Here is a 26,281-nt window from a genome sequence, read left to right on the forward strand (position 1 = left end):
TGCATATGGAGGCATAGAAATTATAGGTTATGTGACTGCAATCACGGCAATGAATTGTTGATAACGATTAACCCACAGGACTGGTGTTAACGGCTTGTTGAGTATGATTTTCGTTATCAATGTTGATGTGGAAGCTGTATTGATAATTGTATTGTAGAACGTAATTTTCTGGCTTCATTAAAACAACATTTTGCTTTCATCAATAGACAGATAGAAGCTTACAAAAGAGACGAAAGGTGGTAATTTTCGTCGCCTAGAATTCAGTGATATGGAACTTAATAATGCACTCTACATGGCAACCGGCCGCAACCATTAAGCAGTTAAAGCAACGTGCTGATATCCTTAATCAAATTCGCCAGTTCTTTACAGAACGAAACGTGATGGAAGTGGATACGCCTGCGATGAGTCACGCCACGGTGACGGATGTGCATTTGCATACGTTCAAAACTGAATTCGTAGGGCCGGGTTATGCGCACGGCCAGCCACTGTTCTTTATGACGAGCCCAGAGTTTCATATGAAACGACTGTTAGCAGCGGGCAGTGGCTGTATCTACCAAATTTGTAAGTCTTTCCGTAACGAAGAAAATGGCCGTTATCACAACCCTGAGTTCACTATGTTGGAGTGGTATCGTGTTGGTTTTGATCATCATGACTTGATGGATGAAATGGATCTGTTGTTACAGCAGGTACTTAAATCAGGCTCAGCACAGCGAATGACTTACCAACAAGCCTTTATTGATGTGTTGGGTGTGTGTCCACTGGAAGATTCGATGGATACGCTAAAGCAAGCTGCAGCGAAACTAGGGCTCAGCGACATTGCAGATCCAGAAGACGATCGTGACACCTTGTTGCAGCTGCTGTTTAGTATTGGGGTTGAAGCTAAGATAGGGCAACAAGTACCTGCGTTTGTTTATGACTTCCCAGCATCACAAGCGGCGTTAGCCAAGATTAACCCGAATGATCCACGAGTGGCTGAGCGCTTTGAGGTGTACTTCAAAGGGATTGAATTGGCAAACGGCTTCCATGAACTCGATAAACCACAAGAACAACTTCAGCGCTTTGAAGGTGATAATGCCAAACGTATTGAGATGGGCTTATCGCCTCAACCGATTGACCATCACTTGATTGAGGCATTAAAAGCGGGCTTACCAGACTGTGCCGGTGTTGCTTTAGGTATCGACAGGCTGATCATGCTGGCGCTCGGCTACGACCACATCGATGACGTGACGGCTTTTCCTTTCCCACGTTCTTAACTTTTTGCTTTTGTTTTTACTGAGAGTCAATAGTCCTTAGCTAGTAACGGTTAACTATTAACTCTCAGCTTTCAATCCGCTTCGCTAGCTAACCAGAATACCTGTGCTCTATCTGACCAAAATACCGGTGCCACTAGCTAACCAGAATACCAGTGCCCACTACGGCAACAATGGCACCTATCCAAGCGTAGGCATTTGGTCTCTGCTTGGTGTAAAGCCAGAGTATTGGTAACAACATGATGGGCGTGGTTGAAGATAACAGTGCGACCATACCGACATTGCCTTCCTGCAACGCGTACAAGATCAGCGTCATTCCTACAGCCATCGCTAAAAAGCCATTAACCGCAGTAATTGCGAATATCTGTTTATTCATTGGATTGATCGCGCGCGAAAGCTTGGCGCCTGTTAAACGAAACAGTGAGTGAGCCACAAAGGCGGTGATCATTCGAATGGCAGAGGCTGCTATTGGGTCAATGCTAGTTTGCATCACGGGTTTGGCAATAATGCCACCCAATGCTTGGCAGATCGCGGCGGTGATTCCCAACGCAACACCAATCCACACCGTGCCCTTAATGGTTTCGAGTTGGTTGTTCGCTTGTCCACGACGACCAAAAAATATCGCGGTTAACACACCGCTAAACACCAATGCCGAGCCAATCAGCTCTACTGAAGTCATGCTTTCGCTAAACAGGAAGTAACCGAGAATCGCCGAGAACACGGCATGACAAGAGAACAGCAAACCCGCTTGGCGCGGTCCCATGCGGTTCAAACAGGCAAATAGGGCGGTATCACCAATGAAGATGCCAATTAGGCCAGATAGCATCATCGGTGTGACTAGGTCGGCTTCGACACTTGCCCACCCACCGGTAAACCAAGCCATGCTCGATAAGATGATCGCGGTACAACCCATTCGCCAACGACTATAGGCAAAAGATCCTAAGTGTTGAGCAGGCTTTACTGACATTAGGCTCGCAATCGCCCAAAGAAAAGCGGCAGCTAGAGCTAACCATTCGAATCCCATCTGAATAACATCCTTGTGTCTGGGATAAATTAGCTCATCAATATGCATCAAACCGAACTGAGAACAAAGTGATTCTTATGAAAGAACGACTTTGTTTCAGTTATTAGTTTATGTCAGCTGTCGCTTGCTGGTGTGGTTCAACTTACTTTGCTTGAGGCGCGCTATACCTCAAAGCGCTATACCTTAAAGCGCTCTACGTCTTGGCGCATTGACTCTGCAGCGCTGCTCATTTCATTTGAGCTATTGCGGCTGCTTTCCGCTTGTTGTGCTAGATCGTCAGAGGCGTCTTTGATTCCTTGCGTATTACGGCTGATGTCCTCGCTTACCGCGCGTTGCTCTTCTGCAGCACTGGCTATTTGCAGCGCCATGTCGTTGATTTCCGTGATTGCTTGCGTGATTTTAGTCAGGCTGCCATGGGCTTGCTCGGCGAAGCCAACACTGTTTTCGGCCAGTTGAGTGCTGGTGGTCATGCTTTGAACGGCATGTTCGGTATTCTTCTGTAGCGTATCAATCATCACGCGGATCTCTTCCGTTGACCCATGCGTTCTCTGACTTAGCACTCGGACCTCATCAGCCACAACGGCAAACCCACGACCTTGTTCACCCGCTCGAGCGGCTTCAATCGCCGCATTCAATGCCAACAGGTTGGTCTGTTCGGCAATGCCTTGAATGGTGGAGAGGATCTGGTTGATGCTTTGAGCATTGCTCTCTAATTCACGAATCACATTGGCGGCATCTTCAACTTGAGTCGCCAAGCCAGTAATCGCATCACGGTTTTGTTGGATGACCTCTTGGCCTTCGTTACAAGCGGTGGCGGATGCCTGAGAAGCGGATGCCGTTAATTCGGCATGGCTAGCCACTTCGGCTGCGGTAGCCGACATTTCATGAATCGCAGTCGCAATTTGGTTGATGTCGTTTTGTTGATTCTCAACACTAATCGAAGATTGGGTCGCCAGTTGGTTGGCTTTCTCTGCATGGTTGTTGAGATCATGGCTGTGCTCTATTACGCCCTTCAACATGCTTTGCATCTGGCTTAAGAACTGGTTCACAAGCTCGGCAAGTTTGCCAATCTCATCCATACGTGTGATATCAATGCGCTGAGTGAGATCGCCTCTGCCTTGAGCGAGCTGAGTTAAGGCTTCAGACAAGGTTTGTAATGGAGACAGTAGGCGGTTGATCACCATTGTGCTCGCAATTGAAATGATGATGTATAAAACCAAAGAGGTCAGCGTGATGAATTGAATGGCATCGGATACTGCAGAAAACGCCATGTCTTTATCGATAACGATACCTAACGACCAATCAGTATTCGGGACATTGGCAATATAGACCAGCTTATCGCCTTGACCCGGCCAAGTGAGAGTGGTGATCATTTGGTCTTGAAGCAGTTGTGATACCTTGTTGGTTGTTAGTTCTGGATTCAAACTGGTCAGTGGTTTTTGACTCAGTTCTTCATCACTGTAGGCCACAATGTTGTTATTGCCGTCGACTAAAAACGCAAAGCCATCGTTATCCAGTTTTACATTGAGAACCGTATCGATAATGCTGGTTACGGTTAGATCGGCCGCGAGAACACCTTGTCTATCGCCACTGAATGCTTTCGCAAAGCTGATGACAATGCTGCCGTCAAAGTCCTGATAAGGTTCGGTAATGATGAGGTCTGATGTTGCGTTGGCATCTTTATACCAAGGGCGAGTGCGCGGGTCATAGCCTGCTGGCCAATCTTCACCTTTGTCGCCATAAGCGATCGTGCCATCGCTGAACCCTGCATAAACAGACAAGAATTGTCCGGCTTGCTTGGTGATCAATAACTCGCGATCAGAGTTGCTACTACTTGAAATAGTCGATTCATTGGCAAGCATCATATCACTGCGGATTGAGAGCCAATCGGCAATGTAATTGGTGGTGCCAACACTGACATTTTTCATTTCTTGGTTAATCGCGACCTCGGTTTCTTGAGTGAGCTGATTAACTGATATCCAGGCTTGAGCGCCACTCACGACGGCGATAATGACCGCAATCGCGATCTGAATTTTAAACTTAATGGTATGTCTCAAGGTCTATTCCTCTCTATTAGACAAAAACCTAATTACGTACTTGATGGTGAATTGGTGTGTCTCTGATGCGTGTATAGTGCCGTTGTCTTGATGTTAGTAAATGTGTTTAAAATCAAAAATTTAAAATGACTTATCGTTATTTTTAATAAACCGTGAAGTAGAATCACAATTATCTATCGATTAAAAACTGCTAAACCCTCCAGATAGCGAAATCACGATTGCTATCTGGAGGGTTGTAGTGAAAAGTTAACGTGCTAGGTGATAATAAACAGTGCGAGGTAGACCATCAGCAAGCCGACGATCCCTAAGATGATACCCATCTTCGCCATGTCTTTACTTTCGATAAGCCCGGTCGAGTAGGCCAACGAGTTTGGTGGTGTCGATACGGGTAAAATCATACCTAGCGATGCAGAGAAGGCGACCACAACCAGTAGTCCTTGCAGGCCTCCTATCGCAACCAAGCTTTCCATTGATGCACCAATCGCAGCGGCGATCGGCATCAGTAAGTTGGCCGTTGCGGTGTTTGACATGAAGTTCGCCATTAACCAACATACGATTGATAACGTTAGCACTACCGCCGTTGGTGAGAGCGACTCATAATCAATCGCGTGTGCGAGTGCCACGGCTAAGCCTGTTTTATCTAGTCCTATACCAATCGCAATACCACCGGCTACTAGCCACAATACATCCCAGTTAATCAGCTTGAGCTCTTCTTTGCCCATGATGCCGGTGAGAGTGAACACCGCCAATGGAATAATCGAGACCACATAAGTGTTCATGCCGTGCAGTTTGGTGGTCATCCACAATAGGATGGTGGCGGCGAAGGTGACGTAAACCACAATCGCACGCCAGCTTTTTCTAAATTGCCCATCAAGCTTGAGCACCATGTTTCTTTCCTTGGACGGAAAAAATTTCTGAAGAAGGAACCAAGCGATGGTCAGTTGAATGATTACGAAGGGCAAGCCCATCATCATCCAGCTTAGGAAGTCGATACTGTTCTCACCCGTCAGGTATTGCAGTGCGATGGCATTGGGCGGTGTACCGATTGGTGTCGCGATACCACCGGTGTTAGCAGCAATTGGAATACACAACACTAACGCCTTGATCCCCATGTCACCTTTTGGTGCTGACGCCACGATTGGACCTAGCAGTGCGAGCATCATTACCGTTGTTGCGGTATTTGACATGAACATTGAGAACACGGCGGTGATCAGCATTAAGCCGAGCATAATGAAGCGCGGTTCTGTACCAAATGGTTTGAGCAATACTCGCGCTAAGTTGTTGTCGAGTTCGTACTTAGATGCCGATATTGCGAGAGCGAAACCACCCATGAAGAGGATGATGATTGGTGATGAAAATGCACCGAATATGTCGGTATATTTGATTAACTCACCGAGATCGTGTCCCGCTGGTGGATTTCTAAATAGGTGTAAGCCTTTGTCGGAAATCATCACCAGTTCAAGCGCAATGATCAAAATGGAAGTGGCGAATACCGGAACAGGTTCAAGCACCCACAGTAGAGCGGCCAACAAGAATATTGCCAACAAGCGATGTTGAATCAGCGTGAGATCATCGATTGGTATTGAATCTATCGGCATGAATAACACGCCTAAGGGAATCGCAAAACAAATCAACAGCTTGACCAGAACGCCAACATTGAGTTTAGGCATGTACAAAGACCCTATGAATAAAATATCTTCAAATAGAGTAAGTTATCTGGATTTTTGGTACTTGGAGACGGGTTGTAAAATCGGAAAGTTGTTTAAGGTTTCGACAATTGTTTTGTTTTTGGTCAATCTTTTTATGGGGTAATTCGACGTACTGCTCGTTGAGAATAAGGTTATCGGTAGTTAGATTTGTTGAAACCTTGAAGGGAAATGTCTCGAACTAGATAAGAAAAAGGCGCGTTCTTCTCTGATATAGAAATAGAAAAAGTAACGCGCCTTTAATATGCCTATGAGTGAACTTGCATCGACAAGTAATATCGACAGGTTAACTCAGGAAGTTATGCTTGGTCTGTGTTCTCAACAGTTTCAGCAGTCTCTTCATTTACTTCAGCGTCTTTGCCCGCAATATGTGCGAAAGGGGTGCCTAGAACGGTTTTCTCACCATTTTGCATCGTTTCGTCAAACTTGATTGCGTCTTTAGCGAACAGGTTGATAACCGTTGAACCAAGCTTAAAGCGGCCCATCTCTTCGCCTTTCTTCAAGACGACGGCTGTATCACCTTGTGCAGGGTAATCCCATTTGTAAACTGAGTTACCACGAGGTGGAGTAATGGTACCAGCCCATACTTGCTCGATGCTGCCAACGATAGTTGCGCCAACCAGCACTTGTGCCATTGCGCCAAACTCAGTATCAAAGATACAAACCACACGCTCGTTACGTGCGAATAGGTTTGGAACGTTCTCTGCCGTTAACGGGTTTACAGAGAAAAGGTCACCCGGAACGTAGATCATCTGACGCAGTGTGCCGTCACATGGCATGTGCACGCGATGGTAATCACTTGGCGACAAGTAAAGCGTTGCGAATTCGCCGTCTTTAAATTCATCCGCTAGAGCAGCATCACCACCCAATAGCTCACGAGCTGAGTAGTTATGGTTTTTAGCTTGAATCAGTTGACCGTCAGTAATTGGGCCAAACTGACTTACACGTGCATCAGCAGGGTGAACAATAACAGAGTCACCTTCTGCGATAGGGCGCATGCCTTCTTTCAATTCACGTACGAAGAATTCATTGAATGTTTTAAAGTGTTTTGGATCGCTATGCTGAGCTTCATCCATGTTTACTTTGTATTGCTTGATGAACCAGTTGATGATCGCTGTCGTTAAGCCACCCGCTTTAGCAGATGCCAGTTTACCGACTAGGCGAGTTAGCCCATGCTGTGGGATCCAGTACTGCAATCCAACTTTAATCTTATCCATTGTATTAATTTTCCAATGCTAATTGTTTTTCAATTAAATCTGTCGATGACGGTTTAGGGCGCGAGATGTTACTTAAATTCGCGCCAATTGTCAGTAAATGCACACATTTGTTCACAAAAACGCGATTAGAGATCGGCTTTCTTGCTTCGTGAGTACTGACGGTTATCTTTGTTGTCAGCCATTGTTTCAATAATGCGATGGTAGCTAGCAAAACGTAAGCGGCTAATTTTACCGTCTTCAACGGCTTCACGTAGCAGGCATCCAGGATCGTCATTGTGTTTACAGTCACGGAATTTACAACCACCTAGGTATGGCTTGAATTCAATGAAAGCATCAGTGACTTCATCGGGTTCTAAATGCCATAGGCCGAATTCACGTACCCCTGGGGAATCGATAAGATCACCACCAGAAGGGAAGTGATACAAACGCGCTGCAGTCGTCGTGTGTTGACCCAGTCCTGAGTTTTCAGAAACCGCGCCTTCTTCAATGTCTAATGTTGGCATGAGTGCATTGACGACGCTGGATTTACCTACGCCAGATTGACCAACGAAAATGTTGATACGATCTTTCAGTTCGGCTTCCAACTCTTTGATGCCGTAACCCGACTCTTTACTGACGAACATGACTTTATAGCCGATTTTCTCGTATATTTTCAGCGTTTCGCGGTATTCGCTAATTTGTTGTTCTGTCAGCAAGTCGACTTTATTGAGCACAACTAAAGGGGCAATATTCACCGTTTCAGAGGCGATCAAGTAACGGTCGATGATATTAAGTGATAGCTCCGGCAGTACAGCTGAAACGATAACCATTTGGTCTACGTTTGCGGCAACCGGTTTTAGGCCGTCATAGTAATCAGGGCGAGTTAGCATTGACGTTCTTGGCTCAACGGCTTCTACAACACCAGAGATGCCGGCCATTGATTCAAGCCCTGCGCGCCAAATGACTTTGTCTCCAGAAACTAACGTTTCAATACTGCGGCGTAAGTTACAACGGTGAACTTCGTTGGTTTCAAGATCTTCGATATCGGCATGTTGGCCAAAGCGCGTAATTACGAGTCCGCTTTTTGTTCCGCCAAGCATGTTCTCATCCCACTGGATAGAATCTTCTTTCTTGAGTCGCTTGTTCTGGTTGCTACGTACACGACGCACTTGACCTTTGGTTAACTTCTTTTTTTTAGCCACAATTTTTCACTTAACACATCTAACTTGATGATTGAGGACTCAAACGGAATGTAGTTGGTACCATTGATTTCGATGGCCCTAAAGCTAGTTTGAGTATAGTTATTTGGGTATAGTACCTCTTTTATACATAAACAAATAGGCGACGCCTTATGTCCTTTAGCGATCAGAACCTTATTTGGGTTGATCTAGAGATGACAGGACTTGATCCTGAAACTCATAAAATCATTGAAATTGCTACTATCGTTACTGATAGTGAGCTTAACATCCTGGCTGAAGGACCTGTTTTGGCTATTCACCAACCTCAGAGTGAATTGGACAAGATGGACGAGTGGTGTACAACCACCCACACCGGCAGCGGCCTAGTGAAACGAATTCAAGAAAGCACGGTTTCAGAGCAAGAGGCTATTCAACAAACGATTGAGTTTCTTGAGAAGTGGGTACCAAAAGGCAAATCACCGATTTGTGGTAACAGCATTGGCCAAGATCGCCGTTTCTTATACAAACACATGCCAGAGCTGGAAGAGTACTTCCATTACCGTTATGTCGATGTAAGTACCCTGAAAGAGCTGACTCGTCGTTGGAAACCCGAAGTACTCGATGGTTTTTCAAAGTCGGGAAGTCACCTTGCATTGGATGATATTCGTGAGTCGATCGCTGAACTGCAGTACTACCGAAAAACGATTATTAACATCTAATCAGATCAAATGATCACGTTTATCTAACTTTTCAGGGACATAAGAGCTGATTTTTTTGCAAATCTGCGTGCTTTTACAGCAGTTGAGTAAAAACTTTCGTAATTTTGCATTAAGGACTTGCATCACAAAAAAATGCTCTTATAATTCGCAGCCCTGAACGACGAAAGACGTTTCAGATTGCGATACTAGCTCAGTTGGTAGAGCGCAACCTTGCCAAGGTTGAGGTCATCGGTTCGAACCCGATGTATCGCTCCAATTTCTTTCTTAGGATTGATGTTGGGAAATAGACTCATTGACTTAAACAATGCATCCGGACGCGGGATGGAGCAGTTTGGTAGCTCGTCGGGCTCATAACCCGAAGGTCGTCGGTTCAAATCCGGCTCCCGCAACCACATTACAGTTAAGCGCCATTTATTGCCAAGGCAGTAAGAGCAGCGATTAGCTAATGCGATACTAGCTCAGTTGGTAGAGCGCAACCTTGCCAAGGTTGAGGTCATCGGTTCGAACCCGATGTATCGCTCCAAATTCTATTCTTAGAAGCTGTCTCTTTGAGAATGTGCTCAGAATGAAAATGGTTTAGTCTCATTGTCCTTAAACGGTAATGATGCGAAAAGAGAAACATCCGGACGCGGGATGGAGCAGTTTGGTAGCTCGTCGGGCTCATAACCCGAAGGTCGTCGGTTCAAATCCGGCTCCCGCAACCACATTACAGCTAAACGTTGGTAGCTTCTTTGCAGTAAGAACTTAGTTTCTAGCAGATAAGTTTAACGGTTAACTAAGCGATACTAGCTCAGCTGGTAGAGCGCAACCTTGCCAAGGTTGAGGTCATCGGTTCGAACCCGATGTATCGCTCCAATTTCTTTCTTAGGAATGATATTGGGAATATAGAGTCATTAACTCAAATAATGCATCCGGACGCGGGATGGAGCAGTTTGGTAGCTCGTCGGGCTCATAACCCGAAGGTCGTCGGTTCAAATCCGGCTCCCGCAACCACATTACAGCTAAACGTTGATCACTTCTTTGCAGTAAGCACTTAGCTTCTTAGCAGACAGGATTAACGGTTAACTAAGCGATACTAGCTCAGCTGGTAGAGCGCAACCTTGCCAAGGTTGAGGTCATCGGTTCGAACCCGATGTATCGCTCCAATTTCTTTCTTAGGATTGATGTTGGGAAATAGACTCATTGACTTAAACAATGCATCCGGACGCGGGATGGAGCAGTTTGGTAGCTCGTCGGGCTCATAACCCGAAGGTCGTCGGTTCAAATCCGGCTCCCGCAACCACATTACAGCTAAACGTTGATAGCTTCTTTGCAGTAAGCACTTAGCTTCTAGCAGACAAGTTTAACGGTTAACTAAGCGATACTAGCTCAGCTGGTAGAGCGCAACCTTGCCAAGGTTGAGGTCATCGGTTCGAACCCGATGTATCGCTCCAATTTCTTTCTTAGGATTGATGTTGGGAAATAGACTCATTGACTTAAACAATGCATCCGGACGCGGGATGGAGCAGTTTGGTAGCTCGTCGGGCTCATAACCCGAAGGTCGTCGGTTCAAATCCGGCTCCCGCAACCACATTACAGTTGAACGTTGATTACTTTACTTGCAGTAAGAACTTAGCTTCTTAGCAGAAAAGATGAACGGTTAGCTTATGCGATACTAGCTCAGTTGGTAGAGCGCAACCTTGCCAAGGTTGAGGTCATCGGTTCGAACCCGATGTATCGCTCCAATTTCTTTCTTAGGATTGATGTTGGGAAATAGACTCATTGACTTAAACAATGCATCCGGACGCGGGATGGAGCAGTTTGGTAGCTCGTCGGGCTCATAACCCGAAGGTCGTCGGTTCAAATCCGGCTCCCGCAACCACATTACAGTTGAACGTTGATTACTTTACTTGCAGTAAGAACTTAGCTTCTTAGCAGAAAAGATGAACGGTTAGCTTATGCGATACTAGCTCAGTTGGTAGAGCGCAACCTTGCCAAGGTTGAGGTCATCGGTTCGAACCCGATGTATCGCTCCAAATTCAGTTCTTAGAAGTCATCTCCTAGAGAAAGTACTCAGAATGAAAATGGTTTAGTCTCATTGTCTTAAACGGTAATGATGCGAAAAGAGAAACATCCGGACGCGGGATGGAGCAGTTTGGTAGCTCGTCGGGCTCATAACCCGAAGGTCGTCGGTTCAAATCCGGCTCCCGCAACCACATTACAGTTACACGTTGATTACTTTCTTGCAGTAAGAACTTAGCTTCTTAGCAGAAAAGATGAACGGTTAGCTTATGCGATACTAGCTCAGTTGGTAGAGCGCAACCTTGCCAAGGTTGAGGTCATCGGTTCGAACCCGATGTATCGCTCCAAATTCTTTCTTAGGATTGATGTTGGAAATATAGAGTCATTAACTCAAATAATGCATCCGGACGCGGGATGGAGCAGTTTGGTAGCTCGTCGGGCTCATAACCCGAAGGTCGTCGGTTCAAATCCGGCTCCCGCAACCACATTACAGTTACACGTTGGTCACTGCTTTGCAGTAAGCACTTAGCTTCTTAGCAGACAGTATTAACGGTTAACTAATGCGATACTAGCTCAGTTGGTAGAGCGCAACCTTGCCAAGGTTGAGGTCATCGGTTCGAACCCGATGTATCGCTCCAGCTTTCTTCTAAAAAGCTATTAAGATTCTTTAAGCCACCGTGTTTTTCTTTAGATCACAGAGTTTAAAGAGGACCTTAAAGGTCACGCTCTTTCTTTAATGCTGCGAAGCATAATCCCCCCAAAAAGCAAATAATCCTCCATCATGGTGGATATTTTTTTGTCTTAAATTTTTCTTAGCAACTGGAATGCTAGTAAACATCAGGTCTCTGAAGCAGATACTTGAGGTTTTTCACATCTATAAACAGACTTATCCACAAAATGTTAGGTGTGGATAACTTGGTTGATAAAGTTATTTCAGACTTAATTCTTTACATACCCCCAAAAGATCTTTCTTGTTTTCAATATATTAGCTGAATTGTGGCGATCGTAACTTGTTGTTTTTTATCAGTTTGAGTGTTTATCTTGAATTTGATAAAAGATCGTTAACTTGTTGTTTTTTGATCTTAATCATTTATCGGTACTGTGTTTAACTTTGTGAGAGTGTCGGAAGTTTACGAGAGTTCTGAATTTTTTCCACATTGCTAAAATTGAGAACAAGGTCAAACATTGTTCTAAAATTATGTGCAACGGGTTGTCTTAAATGTTGGACTATTTAGGTAGGTTAGCTAGCCAATCGTTGATGCCTAAAGGGCTAGGCGTCTCTTGGCAGTCCTTTCTCAACAATACGTATCAGTCTGTGTTTTTTGGTGGAGATTTTACTGCTACTTCTTTGCACACCGCTAGCGTTGGGTAACTGTTGTAGTTGTTTATTCAAAGCCCACTCAATATGCACATCTAGCATTTCGTTTTTGCCTTGATGAGATTCTAGTGTTTCAACAATGCGTTGTTGAAATGGCGCATTGCCCATAGCAACAAAGATATTGCGCAACCACTGGGTGTGGCCGATACGTCTTATTGCTGAGCCTTCCATTTTCTTTAGGAAGGTGGCTTCGTCCCAACTTGAAAGTGAAACCAGATCGGCTTCTTGGAAATCTTCTCTACGATGAAAGTCTGTTTGCTCTGTGAGTTCGGCATGACGGTTCCACGGGCAAACTAACTGACAGTCATCACAACCATAAATACGGTTACCAATGGCGTCTCTAAATTCTTCCGGGATCACACCATCGTATTCAATGGTTAAGTATGAGATACATTTTCGAGCATCCACTACGCCATCAGCAATAATGGCACCCGTTGGGCAAGAAGTGATACATGCGGTGCATTTGCCGCACTCATCAACACTGGGTTCATCAACAGGAAGCGGGATATTAACCAACAGCTCGCCTAGGAAGAACCAAGAGCCCGCGTCTTTATCGAGAATTAACGAGTGTTTACCTGTCCAACCCAACCCCGCTTTTTGAGCGAGCGGTCTTTCTAAAATAGGCGCTGAATCCACGAAAGGACGTGAGTCTAAACCTTCGACCTCTTTTTCGATTCTTTGTCCCAGCTTTTTCAACTGGTTACGGAACAATTTGTGATAATCGCGGCCTAAAGAATAACGGCTGATATAGCCTTGAGTGGTATCGCTTAGATTAGAAGCAAACTGAGCTTCTGGTGGTAGGTAGTTCATTCGGGCGCTGATCACTCGAATGGTGCCTGGGTGAAGTTCATCAGGACGTGCGCGCATCATTCCATGTCGAGCCATCCAATCCATTTCGCCGTGGTTGCCAGCATCTAGCCATGCTTGAAGAGGGGCTTCGTGTTCACTTAAATCAACATCGCAGATGCCAACTTTTTGAAAGCCGAGCTCTTTTCCCCAGATTTTAATTTTTTCAGCAAGATGGTCTAGATTCATGGCTTCATTCTTAATTCTTATTTTCTCTGTTTTACAATTAGAGATAAGGCTAATTAAAATTAGGTTCGGCAAAAATGGGGGCGGATCTTAACGGATCTTAGTGATATTGACCAGAACTGACGTGTTTTGATCAGTATTTTTCATAGAACTTACACTTGAGTGCTTGTCTACTAAAAGCATCACGGTTTACTATTCTTGTTCTTTTGATTTTTATATAGTCAACGATCGATTTTTAGAGAACGTATTCATGAGCACGAAACAATTTACTTTGAAAGATGAACAAGCAACGATTCAATTAGGGACGGAGCTTTCTAATCTTTGCTCACAGCAGACGACTATTTATCTGCATGGTGATCTTGGCGCAGGTAAAACGACCTTCAGTCGTGGCTTTGTAAAAGCACTTGGCCATCAAGGAAATGTAAAGAGCCCAACGTATACTCTAGTTGAACCTTATCAACTTGCCGATTGGCAGGTATATCACTTCGATCTTTATCGCTTAGCCGATCCTGAAGAATTGGAGTTCATGGGGATTCGTGATTACTTCACACCAGATGCTATCTGCTTGGTTGAATGGCCTGAGAAAGGCTATGGGATGCTACCAGAAGCCGATTTGGACATTGATATTCGTTACCAAGACGATCACCGTATTGTTTCTTTAACCGCTAATAGTGAATACGGACAGCGCTTACTTAGTCAGTTGGAGTTATGTTGATTTCTAGACGCCTTATTTCAGCAGTAGCCATGATGGCTGCTGTTTTTTCTATACTGTTTTCTTCACTTGTTTCTGCAAACTCACTGAAAAGTTTAAGGGTTTGGCCTTCTCCAGAAGAAACTCGTGTGGTTATCGACTTAAAATCAGAAGCGGACTTTAGCTATTTCACCTTGAGTAGTCCGAGTCGTTTAGTGGTCGATTTAAAACATACCAACCTTGCAACTAAGTTACCGGTCGTGGTGAAAGATAGCCCCGTTCTATCTAAGATTCGTAAGAGTTCACCGCCAGACAAAAATACCTATCGCTTGGTTTTTGAGTTGAAGAAATCCTCTACAGCGGAGTTGTTTAAACTCAGCCCGACTCCTGGTGGTCAGTACGGACATCGTCTGGTGATCGATCTGCCTCATGGTGCGGCAAGCAAGGGGGCAACGACGTCGAAGCCGAGTAAACCAACGGTGAGCAAAAATATTAATCAGGTTAAACGTCAGAAAGACATTCTGATCGTTATTGACCCTGGTCACGGTGGTGAGGACCCAGGCTCTATTGGTCCAAGTCGTAAGTATGAAAAGAATGCGACTCTGAGTATTTCTCGTAAGCTTGCTGCACAGTTGAATGCGGTTCCTGGGATCAAAACTCGCATGACCCGTAACGCCGACTACTTTGTAAACCTTAACCGACGTGTTGCGATTGCTCGTGAAAACGAAGCTCATCTGTTTATCTCTATTCACGCGGATGCTTTTACGACCCCTCAACCAAGAGGTGGTTCGGTGTTTGTGTTGAATACTCGACGCGCAAATACCGAGATCTCTCGATGGATCGAGAACAAAGAGAAGCAGTCTGAATTACTCGGTGGTAGCGGTGCGGCTTTCACTGGCAATATTGATGATAAGAACGTAAACCAAACTCTGCTTGATTTGCAGTTCAGCCACTCACAGAAAGAGGGCTATAAGCTTGCAACCACGATTCTGTCTGAGATGGGTAAGGTTGCTAAGCTTCATAACAGTAAACCAATCAATACCAGTTTGGCGGTATTACGTTCACCACAGATACCATCGGTCTTGGTCGAGACGGGCTTTATTTCGAATCCGACCGAAGAGAAGCTGCTCTTCCAACGTTCGCACCAAGATAAATTGGCACGAGCAGTGACCAAAGCGGTCGTTAAGTATTTGAAGGCTAACCCACCTGAAGGGATTATCTTGTCTAACGCAACGTCGTCAACGGGTAGCGTGAGCCAACATAAAGTGTCTCGTGGTGAGTCTTTATCGGTGATTGCGAGTAAATATGGCACCTCGACACAGACGTTGATGAAATTCAACAATCTGAAATCGAGCAGCCTAGCGATCGGCCAAGTGCTTAAGATCCCAAGCAGTGCTTCAGGCTCATCATCAAGCAGCGCAGTGAAAACCAAGACCATAACCCACACGGTTAAGTCTGGAGAGTACCTAGGCAAGATAGCCAGCCGTTACAAAGTACGGGTGGCAGATATCAAACGTGAGAACCGCTTGAAATCTGAAACCGTTAGAGTAGGCCAGAAGCTACGTATTACGGTTGAAGTGAAAGATGTCCCTCTGCGTAAACATAAAGTCGCAAGAGGTGATTACCTTGGCAAGATTGCTTCTAAGTACGGCGTGAGTGTTAACAGTATTCGCCAAGCGAATAAGCTACGATCTGACAGCCTAGCGGTGGGGCAGGTGTTGATTATTCCGCACAAGTAAGCTTTTTAACGCAGACATGTTTCCATCAATGGCAGTAAGGCTATAAATATGACGATCAAAATACTGCCAGCTCGGTTAGCTAACCAAATCGCAGCGGGTGAAGTGGTAGAAAGACCAGCTTCAGTTGTGAAAGAGTTGGTTGAGAACAGTTTGGATTCAGGTGCCACACGTATCGATATTGATATCGAGAAAGGCGGCGCTAAGATGATCCGCGTTCGTGACAACGGTAAGGGCATCGTTAAAGATGAGCTTGCGTTGGCGCTGAGCCGTCATGCTACCTCTAAGATTCATACCCTTGATGACCTTGAGGCGATCGTCAGCCTTGGTTTTCGTGGTGAGGCGCTCGCGAGTATCAGCTCTGTTGCGCGCTTAACCATGACTTCACGCCCTGCCACTCAAGATCAAGCTTGGGCAGCACACAGTGAAGGCCGTGATATGCAGGTGAAACTGCAGCCTGCAGCGCATCCCATTGGTACCTCGGTTGAGGTGTTAGACCTGTTCTTCAATACTCCAGCACGCCGCAAGTTCTTACGCACCGAGAAAACCGAGTTCACGCATATCGATGAGCTGCTTAAACGCATCGCATTGAGTCGCTTTGATGTGACGATTAACCTTCGCCATAACGGTAAAATGATTCGTCAGTACCGCGCTGCCAAAACACAAGTTCAAGCAGAAAAACGCATCGCTGCGGTATGTGGCAATCCTTTTGTTCGTCATATGCTTAAGATCGAACTTGAGCATCAAGGCCTAAAACTTCATGGCTGGATCACCACGCCAGAAGGAGCAAGACAACAAAGCGATCTGCAATACTGCTATGTGAATGGTCGTATGATGCGTGACAAGCTGATCAATCATGCGATTCGTCAAAGCTACGAAACCAGCCTGCGCCCAGACCAATTTGCGACGTATGTGTTGTTCATTGAGCTAGACCCACATCAGGTGGACGTGAATGTTCACCCTGCAAAACACGAAGTGCGCTTCCATCAAGCTCGCCTTGTACATGATTTCATTTACCAAGCACTGAGTGATGGACTAGCCCAAAGTAAACAGATTAATGCGGTACCAATCAAGCAGTCTGCGTTTCATCAATCAGAAGCAACGAATTATCAGCAAGATAATGCAATTCCTGAATCTAGTGATGCGACGAGTTACCCAACGCAAGAAAGCACTGTCCCTGCTTATTCGGATCAAAACCCAGTATCTGATCAAAGCCCTCCATCTGAAAGGGCGCGACATGCTATTGAGCAAACGCCAGCCTACCCGAGAAAAGCAGAGTCTGAGCGCGCTTATGATCAACCTCAACACAGCGTTAATGATGGTGGGCAACATTATGGCTCAACAGCCAACCGAGGTTCATCGTCTAGCATTGGTGCATCGCCTAGCAGGGGCTCTTCAACCAACTTAGATTCGTCAACTAACATTAGCTCAGCTAACACAGGCTCGTCGGCTCGCGAAACCAGTTTTACCGGGTCCCCTCGTCAAGAGTGGATCGAGTCTCGACCTGAACCTAAAAAAGAAAAAGAGCAGCACCAACATCATGGTGAACCCGCGCCCTCTAAGCGAGAAGTGAAAGCCTATAAAGAGCTTCTAAAAACGCCAGATTTTGATGGTCAAGTTGTAGTTCCATCATCTCCTCAAGAGCATGTGGCACCAGTAGAAACCAAAGACAACATAGAAAATATCGAAAATAAAGAAGCTAAGCCTGGTCAACAGAATCCTGTTCATTCAAAACCAAGAGCTCCTGTGACGGACTTAGGCAAAGCCGTCTCGGTAGTGGAACGCCAATATTTGGTAATGGGAAACAAAAACGGCAGCGTATTGGTGTCTCTAGCCAAAGCTGAATTGCTACGTGTGATTGGCCAACTTGATACTCGAGAAGGGGCGTTAAAAAGCCAACCGCTATTGGTGCCTTTATCGATTAAGCTTGGTAGTGAACTTGTCGAGGTTGCTAAGGCGTTGAGCCAAACACTGGCGTTATTGGGGATTGAGCTTAAGGCGCGAAACAGTGAAGCGGTAATGGTGATGGGCGTGCCTTCTCCTTTGAGGCAGCAAAACTTACAAATTTTGATCCCAGATCTGTTATCTTACGCGGCTTCATTAAACGCTCAGATTGTCGATAATCACGCTGCTACTGTTTTTAACGCAGATAATGGTTCTAACGCTGCTAATGTTTTTAACGATATGTTGCCATCATTGGTCAACTGGATCGGGATTCAAACGGCACAAGTAAAAAGCGACTACACTTTATCTGAAGCGGTTCAACTAGTTGGGGAACTTGAACAGCTTTGGCATGGTCTACTTCCATTAGATGATCCAGAGTTTGTAAATCCTATCGACTTTTCAGCGACCATAGCCGCGTTTACGGTTTAACTTTTTCGCGATGGCATTTATCTTTGCAACTGAATGTATCGCGATACGAAGCCCTTTTTTATAAAGCGCTCTAACAGAGAAACAAATACAAAATATCATGACTGAAAAATTACCTTTAGCGTTGTTTTTAATGGGCCCTACGGCATCAGGAAAAACAGATTTAGCTATCCGCTTACGTCAGAAGTACCCAGTAGAGATCATCAGTGTCGACTCAGCATTGATCTACAAAGACATGGATATCGGCACCGCTAAACCGGATGCAGGAGAGCTCGCGCTCGCGCCCCATCGTTTGATTGATATTCTCGATCCAAGCGAAGCGTATTCTGCGGCAGATTTTCGTCGTGATGCGATCAATGAAATGAATAAGATTGTAGCGGAAGGAAAAATCCCGTTACTGGTTGGTGGCACAATGCTGTACTACAAGGCATTGTTGGAAGGCTTATCGCCCTTACCGGCCGCGGATCAAGAGATTCGTAAGCAGATTGAAGCGGAGTCTATTGAACAGGGTTGGCAGGCATTGCATGATCAATTAAGAGAGATAGATCCCGTATCCGCTGAAAGAATACACCCAAATGATCCACAAAGGCTTTCAAGGGCATTGGAAGTTTACCGAATTTCGGGTAAAACATTAACAGAGCTAACTCAAACGAAAGGCGATAGCCTGCCATTTCGTGTAAAACAATTTGCAATAGCTCCCAAGGAAAGGAAAGAGCTCCATCGCCGCATTGAACTTCGCTTTGAGAAGATGATAGAGGCGGGGTTTGAAGATGAGATGAAGGCGTTATATGCCAGAGACGATCTTCACCCTGAACTGCCATCGATCCGATGCGTTGGTTATAGGCAGATGTGGGATTATTTAGATGGGAATTGCGATTTAGACGAAGCGGTTTTCCGTGGTGTCTGCGCAACCCGTCAATTGGCCAAGCGACAAATCACCTGGTTACGCAGTTGGGATGATTTAACTTGGTTGGATAGCGAAAACATTGAACAGGCGTTAGAAACTCTTTCAGATGCAATAGCATCTGATTAGTATTGCTGTGTATAATGTGATCGCTTTTGCGTGAATATACTCTGAAAAGGATCAGTTATTGAGGCTTTTAAAAATCACAGCCTTTCAATAACAACGGAGTTTTTTTATTCGTTTAGCTCAGATGCAAAGGCCGCACCTTTTTGTGCACCACTAGCTAAATAATTACAACAAAATATAAATAAGGAAAATAAAATGGCTAAGGGGCAATCGCTACAAGACCCATTCCTAAATGCACTCCGTCGTGAGCGCATTCCAGTCTCTATCTATCTTGTTAACGGCATCAAGCTGCAAGGTCAGATCGAGTCTTTCGATCAATTCGTGATCTTATTGAAGAACACAGTAAACCAAATGGTTTACAAGCATGCGATTTCTACTGTGGTTCCTGCTCGTGCAGTTAGTCACCACAGCGGCGAGCAACAGCGTGCGCCATCTGATCGTCCAGAGAAGACTGAAGATTAATCGTTCAATTGATACAGCTTGCGCTGTAATAAGGAGTTGGTTGCTTGTTTGACCGTTATGAATCCGGCGAGCGAGCCGTACTTGTTCATATCAACTTCACGCAAGAGGGAGAATGGGAAGACCTAAGCGAATGTGAAATGCTGGTCTCCTCAGCGGGGGTAGAAACGCTACAAGTGATTACTGGTAGCCGACAATCCCCACTCCCTAAATACTACGTTGGAGAAGGTAAAGCCCTAGAAATCGCTCAAGCCGTTCAGCTGACCGGTGCTGAAATTGTGATTTTTAACCACTCCCTCTCTCCTGCCCAAGAGCGAAACCTCGAGCAATTGTGTAAATGTCGTGTGATTGATCGCACGGGTTTAATCTTAGATATCTTTGCACAACGTGCGCGAACTCATGAAGGTAAGCTACAAGTTGAGCTCGCTCAGCTTCGTCATATCTCTACCCGATTGATTCGTGGTTGGACTCACCTTGAAAGGCAGAAAGGTGGTATTGGTCTTCGTGGTCCAGGTGAAACTCAACTGGAAACCGATCGACGTTTGTTGCGTGACCGTATAAAAGCGATATTACGTCGTTTAGCGAAAGTGGCTAAGCAGCGTGAACAAGGACGACGTGCTCGTAATCGAGCTGAAATCCCAACAATTTCTTTGGTTGGTTATACCAACGCAGGGAAATCAACACTTTTCAATCAAATCACTAGTGCAGGTGTTTATGCGGCAGACCAACTGTTTGCAACTCTAGACCCAACACTACGTAAGATTGAATTGGCAGATGTCGGGCCTGCAATTCTCGCAGATACCGTAGGTTTTATCCGTCATCTACCACACGACTTGGTCGCTGCGTTCAAGGCTACGTTACAAGAGACGCAGGAAGCTGACATTTTGTTACATGTTGTTGATGCCAGTGATGACCGCTTTCGTGAGAACATTCAGGCTGTTCATGAAGTATTAGAAGAAATCGATGCTCATGAAGTGCCAACCCTTGTAGTCATGAACAAAATTGACTGCATGGAAGACCAAAAACCTCGAATTGAAAGAGACGAAGAGGGCGCACCACGCGCTGTTTGGGTTTCTGCAATGGAAGGAGAAGGGATTGAACTGCTGTTTGAGGCTTTAACTGAGCGTTTAGCGAGTCAAATGGTTCAATTCCGGTTGTGTATTCCACATCAACATCAAGGCCGTATTCGCAGCTTATTCTTCGAGATGAAATGTATTCAACAGGAAGAGTATGATGAAAATGGTAACTTGTTGATAGATATCCGAATGCAACAAATAGATTGGTCTAAACTTGAAAAAAGAGAAGGGGCGCTCTTAGGTGACTTTATCGTTACCAAAGAGACTGCTACAGTATAACGTCATATCAAATGATGGAGCTTTCTAATGGCGTGGAATGAGCCTGGAAATAATAACAACGGCGATAATAACGGCCGCGATAATGACCCTTGGGGTAAGAACAATAATCGCGGCGGCCGAGATCAAGGACCGCCAGACTTAGACGAAGTGTTTAGTAAACTAAGTCAAAAGTTAGGTGGCAAGTTTGGTAAAAAAGGTGGCAACGGTAACGGGCCATCTATTGGTGGTGGCGGTGCGATTGGCTTTGGTGTCATTGCTGTCATTGCGATTGCTATCTGGTTCTTCGCTGGTTTCTACACCGTTGGCGAAGCAGAAAGAGCCGTTGTACTTCGACTGGGTCAATTCGACCGTATCGAAGAACCGGGTCTTAACTGGCACCCACGCTTCATCGATGAAATTAAAGATGAGCAACTGGTTAACGTTCAAGCGATTCGTTCTCTACGTGCTTCTGGCACCATGCTAACGAAAGATGAAAACGTTGTGACGGTTGAAATGGGCGTTCAATACCGTGTTTCTGACCCATACAAGTACTTGTATCGTGTAACGGATGCGGACGACAGCTTACGTCAAGCAACTGATTCTGCGCTTCGTGCGGTAATTGGTGACTCACTAATGGATAGTATCCTAACAAGTGGTCGTCAGCAGATTCGTCAAAGCACTCAAGAAACGTTGAACCGTATTATTGATAGCTACGACATGGGTATTTTGATTGTTGACGTGAACTTCCAGTCAGCACGTCCACCTGAGCAAGTGAAAGATGCATTTGATGATGCTATCGCGGCTCGTGAGGATGAAGAGCGTTTTGAACGTGAAGCTGAAGCTTACCGAAATGACATTCTTCCAAAAGCAACAGGTCGAGCTGAGCGTTTGAAGAAAGAAGCGGTCGGTTACTCAGAGCGCACAGTTAATGGTGCTCTAGGTCAAGTTGCTCAGTTCGAGAAGCTTTTACCTGAATACCAAGCTGCTCCTGAAGTAACACGTAACCGTATGTACCTTGATACAATGGAAAAAGTGTACTCAAGCACATCGAAAGTCCTGATTGATTCTGAATCAAGCGGTAACTTGCTATACCTACCAATTGATAAGCTAGGCGCACAAGGTGGTTCTCAGTCGGGCACTCGCCCTGCAAAAGCATCATCAACTTACGATCAAATTGAGTTAGAAACTCAAGCGGATCCAAAGTCTAGCACTCAAACTCGTTCAGACAGTTCACGTCAAGGGAGATACTAATAATGCGTAAATTAATGATCCCTGTATTAGTTGTGACGATTGCCCTTCTATTGATGTCACTATTTGTGATTCAAGAAGGCGAGCGTGGCATGGTAATTCGTTTTGGTCGAGTTCTCGATGACAACGGCGTATCACGAATCTATGAACCAGGCTTGCACTTTAAACTGCCTATGTTTGATCGCGTAAAAGTACTTGATGCTCGTATTCAAACGATGGATGGTCGTTCTGACCGTTTCGTAACATCAGAGAAAAAAGATGTTCTAATTGATACCTACGCAAAATGGCGTATTGCTGATTTTGGACGTTTTTATCTGAGTACTGGCGGCGGTAATATCATGACGGCAGAAGCACTTCTTGAGCGTAAAGTGACAGATGTTCTTCGTTCTGAAATTGGTGCTCGTGAAATTAAGCAGATCGTGTCAGGCCCTCGTAATAAGGACATCCTGCCAGACTCTGCTGATAGCGAAGTCGTTACAACGGTAGCGGCTGCAGAAGCTCTAGAAGTTGATGGCGAACGCGATAAGATCATGGAAAACGTTTTGTCTGGAACGTCAGAAAGCGCGATGGCTGATTTAGGTGTTGAAGTTGTTGATTTCCGAATGAAGAAGATTAACCTTCCTGACGAAATCAGTGAATCTATCTACCGCCGTATGCGTGCAGAACGTGAATCGGTTGCTCGTAGACACCGTTCTCAAGGTCGTGAGAAAGCAGAAGTTATCCGTGCTCAAGCTGAGCTAGAAGTTGCAACAGTTCTTGCAGAAGCTGACCGTACAGCTCGAATCACTCGTGGTGATGCAGATGCAGAAGCAGCGAAGATCTACTCTGATGTGTACAGTAAAGATCCTGAGTTCTATGGCTTCATGCGTTCATTGCAAGCTTATGAGACATCGTTTAGCGATAAGAGCGACATTCTAGTACTGGATCCGAAGACTGACTTCTTCCAATACATGAATCAAGCGAGCGGCGCTCCAGCAAAATAAGCTGATGCGTTAGCGGATGCTTAGCTCAATAAGCAAAATACGTTAAAACTTAAAAGGCTCCCATTATGGGAGCCTTTTTGTTTTCTATTCTTTGAAGACTGAAGACTGAAGACTAAGGACTAAGGACTAAGGACTAAAGACTGAATATTGGCCATTAGGTCCTCGAGGGAAATCGAGCGACAGAGCCGTGCTTTGAGAAAGCCTAGCGGTAGGTCATGAAAGCGATAACGACGCCGGCAACCACAAGGCAACCGCCAATTCGGCGCAGTTGCGTGTCTGGCTGTTGGCTTAATTGAGCAACCATGTTTCTCCAGCCATTGGGTGCAATCAAGGGCCCCAGCCCTTCAACGATAAGAACAAGCCCGATTGCGAGCCAGATAGAATTAGACATGTTGCTGCCTTTTGCCTGTAAAAAGATAATAATATCAGCATCTTTACGGATCTTCGCGGTGTCATTGCAAATTTGCTTGTCGTTAGCTTTAACAATTATGAACAAAAAATGACTGCAAGAAATGTGATTCGGTGCTAGAATCCATTTTTAATTAGCAACAGAAATTGGAAAGATGGGAAATAACGTAGTCGTTCTAGGCACCCAATGGGGTGATGAAGGTAAAGGTAAAATCGTTGACCTTTTAACTGAAGATGCAAAATACGTGGTTCGCTACCAAGGCGGTCACAATGCAGGTCACACACTTGTAATTGACGGTGAAAAAACCGTTCTTCACTTAATTCCATCAGGTATCCTACGCAATAACGTTAAATGTGTTATTGGCAACGGTGTAGTATTATCGCCTGACGCACTTCTTAAAGAAATGAAACCTCTTGAAGATCGCGGTATCCCAGTACGTGAGCGTCTTTTCATCTCTGAAGCTTGTCCTCTAATTCTTCCGTACCACATTGCAATCGACAACGCGCGTGAAATCGCTCGTGGCGCTAAAGCTATCGGTACAACGGGTCGTGGTATCGGTCCTGCTTACGAAGATAAAGTTGCTCGTCGCGGTCTACGCGTTGGCGACCTTTTCGATAAAGAAGCATTTGCTGAGAAGCTAAAAGAAGTTATGGAATTCCACAACTTCCAACTAGAGCACTTCTACAAAGCTGAAACAGTAAGCTACGAAGAAGTTCTTGAGCAAGCGATGAGCTACGCAGACATGTTAACTGCGATGGTTATCGACGTAACTGACGAACTAGACGCAGCACGTAAGCGCGGCGACAAGATCATGTTCGAAGGTGCTCAAGGTACGCTACTAGATATCGACCACGGTACTTACCCATACGTAACGTCTTCTAACACGACTGCTGGTGGTGTTGCTGCAGGTTCTGGTTTTGGTCCTCGTCACATCGGTTACATCCTTGGTATTACTAAGGCTTACTGTACTCGTGTTGGTTCAGGTCCATTCCCAACTGAGCTATACGATGGCCTTGAAAAACAAGACCCAGTTGGTAAGCACCTAGGCGATGTTGGTCACGAGTTTGGCGCAACGACTGGTCGTCTACGCCGTACTGGTTGGTTCGATGCTGTTGCTATGCGTCGTGCAATCCAAATCAACTCTCTATCTGGTATCTGTCTAACTAAACTAGACGTTCTAGATGGCCTAGAAGAACTAAAAATCTGTACTGGTTACAAGATGAAAGATGGTTCTATCCTAGAAGTTTCTCCAATGGCTGCTGAGTCATTCGAAGAAGCGACGCCAATCTACGAAACAATGCCTGGTTGGTCTGAAAACACATTTGGTGCTAAATCTATCGACGCGCTTCCACAAGCTGCTCTAGATTACATTAAGCGTATCGAAGACCTAACTGGCGTTCCAATTGATATCGTATCAACTGGCCCAGATCGTAACGAAACTATCATCAAGGTTCACCCATACGGCGCATAATGCCCGCTGAGTGATCACCACAGCACGAACCGTACTGTGGTAATTAAAGTGCTTTGATAATTAAAGTGCTCTGATAATGAAATAGTTTTCTAAAAGCCGACTTTATTAAGTCGGCTTTTTAATACCTGCAATTTAGCCACGCACTCTTTGATGGTGATCTTTTAAGCGCCATCAGGCAAAATATTGCCCATTAGCGGCAAGTTTTGTCTAAAGCCGTCAGGGTTATTGCCGATACAGATATCATGGAAAGTGAAGTTCACCCTGTTTTGTGCGTGTAGAAATCCTCTGCGGCCCTCAATAGATAACTTTAGCGACAGATAATAGAGTGCAGGTATGAAGCTACGAATTGTAGCAGCTTCATTGATAATGGCGCTGAGCTCACCCTTGAGTCATGCAAATTTGACTGACGTGGGAGAGCCCGTTCCAATATATACAGAAGCTGAACTGATTAATTTAATCGAGAATAATCAACACCTAGAGCGAGTGAAAGCTGATAAGTGCCAGTTAGTTGAAGATATCGTTGCTCGTGCAACGCGTATTAGCTTGCCTTCTTATGAGTTTTTATACGGTGATATGTTGGCTTGGGGCGTGTGTGTTCCACAAGATGTAGAGCTTGGCATTTACTATATGGAAAACGCGGCGCATCAAGGTTTACCGGCTGCACTAGAGCAGCTAGGTCGTTATTATTCTCGTGGAACCTTGGTTCAACAAGACAAAGAGCGCGCGATTCCGTATTTACGTGAAGCGGCCTCTATGGGTAATCTAAGTGCGAGTATTCACTTAGCGGAACTCTTGCTGCGTGATTACGGTAGCCCGTTAGATTATGAAGATGCTTACCGCTGGTTATACAACTCGGTGACTGCGGATGATAGGCAACATAAACGCATCACCGTGCTTCGTAGCGGTCTGGAACAGAGAATGCCAGACAATATTATTGCTCGAGCAAAACGTCGAGATGTGTTCTGGTAATTACGAATATTAATTAAGGTTAGATGGTGAACGACTGCAC

General features: G+C 45.2%; 19 protein-coding genes and 17 tRNA genes. 29 read left to right on the forward strand and 7 right to left on the reverse strand.

Features of this window, described 5'->3' with window-relative positions; translation table 11 throughout:
• Positions 1–281: 281 nt before the first annotated feature.
• Positions 282–1,253 carry an elongation factor P--(R)-beta-lysine ligase gene (gene epmA, locus M4S28_RS02485; protein WP_249632262.1) on the forward strand — a complete coding sequence of 324 codons (972 nt, stop codon included), beginning with the start codon at positions 282–284 and terminating at the stop codon, positions 1,251–1,253.
• Between the two features lie 133 nt (positions 1,254–1,386).
• Here epmA and M4S28_RS02490 read toward each other — a convergent pair whose 3' ends face one another.
• The 5 genes from M4S28_RS02490 to rsgA form a co-directional block, all read right to left on the reverse strand.
• Entirely contained in the window at positions 1,387–2,274 is an 888-nt protein-coding gene (locus tag M4S28_RS02490; protein WP_249632263.1) for a DMT family transporter, read from the reverse strand.
• A 176-nt stretch (positions 2,275–2,450) separates the two neighbouring features.
• Complete coding sequence (locus tag M4S28_RS02495; RefSeq protein ID WP_249632264.1) at positions 2,451–4,331, reverse strand: methyl-accepting chemotaxis protein; 1,881 nt, start codon at positions 4,329–4,331, stop codon at positions 2,451–2,453.
• 254 nt (positions 4,332–4,585) lie between these two features.
• Entirely contained in the window at positions 4,586–6,001 is a 1,416-nt protein-coding gene (locus M4S28_RS02500; protein ID WP_137002038.1) for an SLC13 family permease, read from the reverse strand.
• A 335-nt stretch (positions 6,002–6,336) separates the two neighbouring features.
• On the reverse strand, positions 6,337–7,254 hold the full coding sequence (gene asd, locus M4S28_RS02505) for an archaetidylserine decarboxylase (RefSeq protein WP_249632265.1): 918 nt from the start codon (positions 7,252–7,254) through the stop codon (positions 6,337–6,339).
• Positions 7,255–7,379: 125 nt separating this feature from the next.
• Complete coding sequence (gene rsgA / locus M4S28_RS02510; protein WP_004733350.1) at positions 7,380–8,435, reverse strand: small ribosomal subunit biogenesis GTPase RsgA; 1,056 nt, start codon at positions 8,433–8,435, stop codon at positions 7,380–7,382.
• A gap of 149 nt (positions 8,436–8,584) precedes the next feature.
• Between rsgA and orn the strand changes: the two genes are divergently transcribed.
• The 18 genes from orn (at position 8,585) to M4S28_RS02600 (ending at position 11,769) form a co-directional block, all read left to right on the forward strand.
• Positions 8,585–9,130, forward strand: coding sequence for an oligoribonuclease (orn, locus tag M4S28_RS02515; protein WP_004733351.1), 546 nt, complete (start codon positions 8,585–8,587; stop codon positions 9,128–9,130).
• 179 nt (positions 9,131–9,309) lie between these two features.
• A tRNA-Gly gene (locus M4S28_RS02520) sits at positions 9,310–9,385 on the forward strand.
• A gap of 60 nt (positions 9,386–9,445) precedes the next feature.
• Positions 9,446–9,522 (forward strand) — tRNA-Met (locus M4S28_RS02525).
• Positions 9,523–9,577: 55 nt separating this feature from the next.
• Positions 9,578–9,653 (forward strand) — tRNA-Gly (locus M4S28_RS02530).
• Positions 9,654–9,757: 104 nt separating this feature from the next.
• A tRNA-Met gene (locus M4S28_RS02535) sits at positions 9,758–9,834 on the forward strand.
• Positions 9,835–9,909: 75 nt separating this feature from the next.
• Positions 9,910–9,985, forward strand: a tRNA-Gly gene (locus tag M4S28_RS02540).
• A 61-nt stretch (positions 9,986–10,046) separates the two neighbouring features.
• Positions 10,047–10,123: transfer RNA gene (locus M4S28_RS02545), tRNA-Met, on the forward strand.
• Positions 10,124–10,199: 76 nt separating this feature from the next.
• A tRNA-Gly gene (locus M4S28_RS02550) sits at positions 10,200–10,275 on the forward strand.
• Between the two features lie 60 nt (positions 10,276–10,335).
• Positions 10,336–10,412 (forward strand) — tRNA-Met (locus tag M4S28_RS02555).
• A 75-nt stretch (positions 10,413–10,487) separates the two neighbouring features.
• Positions 10,488–10,563, forward strand: a tRNA-Gly gene (locus tag M4S28_RS02560).
• Positions 10,564–10,623: 60 nt separating this feature from the next.
• Positions 10,624–10,700, forward strand: a tRNA-Met gene (locus tag M4S28_RS02565).
• Between the two features lie 78 nt (positions 10,701–10,778).
• Positions 10,779–10,854, forward strand: a tRNA-Gly gene (locus tag M4S28_RS02570).
• 60 nt (positions 10,855–10,914) lie between these two features.
• Positions 10,915–10,991: transfer RNA gene (locus tag M4S28_RS02575), tRNA-Met, on the forward strand.
• 78 nt (positions 10,992–11,069) lie between these two features.
• A tRNA-Gly gene (locus M4S28_RS02580) sits at positions 11,070–11,145 on the forward strand.
• Between the two features lie 103 nt (positions 11,146–11,248).
• A tRNA-Met gene (locus M4S28_RS02585) sits at positions 11,249–11,325 on the forward strand.
• Positions 11,326–11,402: 77 nt separating this feature from the next.
• Positions 11,403–11,478, forward strand: a tRNA-Gly gene (locus M4S28_RS02590).
• 61 nt (positions 11,479–11,539) lie between these two features.
• Positions 11,540–11,616 (forward strand) — tRNA-Met (locus M4S28_RS02595).
• Positions 11,617–11,693: 77 nt separating this feature from the next.
• Positions 11,694–11,769: transfer RNA gene (locus M4S28_RS02600), tRNA-Gly, on the forward strand.
• Between the two features lie 632 nt (positions 11,770–12,401).
• Here M4S28_RS02600 and queG read toward each other — a convergent pair.
• The gene (queG, locus tag M4S28_RS02605; protein ID WP_004735871.1) at positions 12,402–13,544 is read right to left on the reverse strand and encodes a tRNA epoxyqueuosine(34) reductase QueG; all 1,143 of its coding nucleotides are present in this window, start codon (positions 13,542–13,544) and stop codon (positions 12,402–12,404) included.
• Positions 13,545–13,791: 247 nt separating this feature from the next.
• Here queG and tsaE point away from each other — a divergent pair, with 247 nt between their 5' ends.
• The 8 genes from tsaE to hflC all read left to right on the forward strand — a co-directional run bounded on the left by tsaE (position 13,792) and on the right by hflC (position 23,392).
• Positions 13,792–14,256, forward strand: a complete 465-nt coding sequence (gene tsaE, locus M4S28_RS02610; RefSeq protein WP_004735870.1) for a tRNA (adenosine(37)-N6)-threonylcarbamoyltransferase complex ATPase subunit type 1 TsaE — start codon at positions 13,792–13,794, stop codon at positions 14,254–14,256.
• Positions 14,250–15,971, forward strand: coding sequence for an N-acetylmuramoyl-L-alanine amidase (locus tag M4S28_RS02615; RefSeq protein ID WP_017081585.1), 1,722 nt, complete (start codon positions 14,250–14,252; stop codon positions 15,969–15,971). Before tsaE ends, M4S28_RS02615 begins: the two co-directional genes overlap by 7 nt.
• A gap of 48 nt (positions 15,972–16,019) precedes the next feature.
• The gene (gene mutL, locus M4S28_RS02620) at positions 16,020–18,341 is read left to right on the forward strand and encodes a DNA mismatch repair endonuclease MutL (RefSeq protein ID WP_249632266.1); all 2,322 of its coding nucleotides are present in this window, start codon (positions 16,020–16,022) and stop codon (positions 18,339–18,341) included.
• 97 nt (positions 18,342–18,438) lie between these two features.
• Positions 18,439–19,371 carry a tRNA (adenosine(37)-N6)-dimethylallyltransferase MiaA gene (miaA, locus tag M4S28_RS02625; RefSeq protein ID WP_004735867.1) on the forward strand — a complete coding sequence of 311 codons (933 nt, stop codon included), beginning with the start codon at positions 18,439–18,441 and terminating at the stop codon, positions 19,369–19,371.
• A 192-nt stretch (positions 19,372–19,563) separates the two neighbouring features.
• On the forward strand, positions 19,564–19,830 hold the full coding sequence (gene hfq, locus M4S28_RS02630) for an RNA chaperone Hfq (protein ID WP_004735866.1): 267 nt from the start codon (positions 19,564–19,566) through the stop codon (positions 19,828–19,830).
• A gap of 44 nt (positions 19,831–19,874) precedes the next feature.
• Positions 19,875–21,182, forward strand: a complete 1,308-nt coding sequence (hflX, locus tag M4S28_RS02635) for a ribosome rescue GTPase HflX (RefSeq protein WP_004735864.1) — start codon at positions 19,875–19,877, stop codon at positions 21,180–21,182.
• 27 nt (positions 21,183–21,209) lie between these two features.
• A complete protein-coding gene (gene hflK / locus M4S28_RS02640) occupies positions 21,210–22,412 on the forward strand; it encodes an FtsH protease activity modulator HflK (RefSeq protein WP_004735863.1) in 1,203 nt (400 codons plus the stop codon).
• A 2-nt stretch (positions 22,413–22,414) separates the two neighbouring features.
• Positions 22,415–23,392: a protease modulator HflC gene (gene hflC, locus M4S28_RS02645; protein WP_004735862.1), complete on the forward strand. Its 978-nt coding sequence runs from the start codon at positions 22,415–22,417 to the stop codon at positions 23,390–23,392.
• Positions 23,393–23,594: 202 nt separating this feature from the next.
• Here hflC and M4S28_RS02650 read toward each other — a convergent pair whose 3' ends face one another.
• Positions 23,595–23,783, reverse strand: coding sequence for a DUF2065 domain-containing protein (locus tag M4S28_RS02650; protein WP_026012244.1), 189 nt, complete (start codon positions 23,781–23,783; stop codon positions 23,595–23,597).
• 172 nt (positions 23,784–23,955) lie between these two features.
• Here M4S28_RS02650 and M4S28_RS02655 point away from each other — a divergent pair, with 172 nt between their 5' ends.
• The gene (locus M4S28_RS02655; RefSeq protein ID WP_017078237.1) at positions 23,956–25,272 is read left to right on the forward strand and encodes an adenylosuccinate synthase; all 1,317 of its coding nucleotides are present in this window, start codon (positions 23,956–23,958) and stop codon (positions 25,270–25,272) included.
• Positions 25,273–25,605: 333 nt separating this feature from the next.
• Positions 25,606–26,241: a flagellar protein MotX gene (gene motX, locus M4S28_RS02660; protein WP_004735859.1), complete on the forward strand. Its 636-nt coding sequence runs from the start codon at positions 25,606–25,608 to the stop codon at positions 26,239–26,241.
• Positions 26,242–26,281: the final 40 nt, after the last annotated feature.

The organism is Vibrio sp. J383 (assembly GCF_023503985.1).
GTDB lineage: Bacteria > Pseudomonadota > Gammaproteobacteria > Enterobacterales > Vibrionaceae > Vibrio > Vibrio splendidus.

Excerpts from the sequence above, each read along its gene's own strand:
- epmA (WP_249632262.1), top strand. The coding sequence starts at position 282 with ATGCACTCTACATGGCAACCGGCCGCAACCATTAAGCAGTTAAAGCAA.
- M4S28_RS02490 (WP_249632263.1), bottom strand. The coding sequence starts at position 2,274 with ATGGGATTCGAATGGTTAGCTCTAGCTGCCGCTTTTCTTTGGGCGATT.
- M4S28_RS02500 (WP_137002038.1), bottom strand. The coding sequence starts at position 6,001 with ATGCCTAAACTCAATGTTGGCGTTCTGGTCAAGCTGTTGATTTGTTTT.
- asd (WP_249632265.1), bottom strand. The coding sequence starts at position 7,254 with ATGGATAAGATTAAAGTTGGATTGCAGTACTGGATCCCACAGCATGGG.
- orn (WP_004733351.1), top strand. The coding sequence starts at position 8,585 with ATGTCCTTTAGCGATCAGAACCTTATTTGGGTTGATCTAGAGATGACA.
- queG (WP_004735871.1), bottom strand. The coding sequence starts at position 13,544 with ATGAATCTAGACCATCTTGCTGAAAAAATTAAAATCTGGGGAAAAGAG.
- tsaE (WP_004735870.1), top strand. The coding sequence starts at position 13,792 with ATGAGCACGAAACAATTTACTTTGAAAGATGAACAAGCAACGATTCAA.
- M4S28_RS02615 (WP_017081585.1), top strand. The coding sequence starts at position 14,250 with ATGTTGATTTCTAGACGCCTTATTTCAGCAGTAGCCATGATGGCTGCT.
- mutL (WP_249632266.1), top strand. The coding sequence starts at position 16,020 with ATGACGATCAAAATACTGCCAGCTCGGTTAGCTAACCAAATCGCAGCG.
- miaA (WP_004735867.1), top strand. The coding sequence starts at position 18,439 with ATGACTGAAAAATTACCTTTAGCGTTGTTTTTAATGGGCCCTACGGCA.
- hfq (WP_004735866.1), top strand. The coding sequence starts at position 19,564 with ATGGCTAAGGGGCAATCGCTACAAGACCCATTCCTAAATGCACTCCGT.
- hflK (WP_004735863.1), top strand. The coding sequence starts at position 21,210 with ATGGCGTGGAATGAGCCTGGAAATAATAACAACGGCGATAATAACGGC.
- hflC (WP_004735862.1), top strand. The coding sequence starts at position 22,415 with ATGCGTAAATTAATGATCCCTGTATTAGTTGTGACGATTGCCCTTCTA.
- M4S28_RS02650 (WP_026012244.1), bottom strand. The coding sequence starts at position 23,783 with ATGTCTAATTCTATCTGGCTCGCAATCGGGCTTGTTCTTATCGTTGAA.
- M4S28_RS02655 (WP_017078237.1), top strand. The coding sequence starts at position 23,956 with ATGGGAAATAACGTAGTCGTTCTAGGCACCCAATGGGGTGATGAAGGT.
- motX (WP_004735859.1), top strand. The coding sequence starts at position 25,606 with ATGAAGCTACGAATTGTAGCAGCTTCATTGATAATGGCGCTGAGCTCA.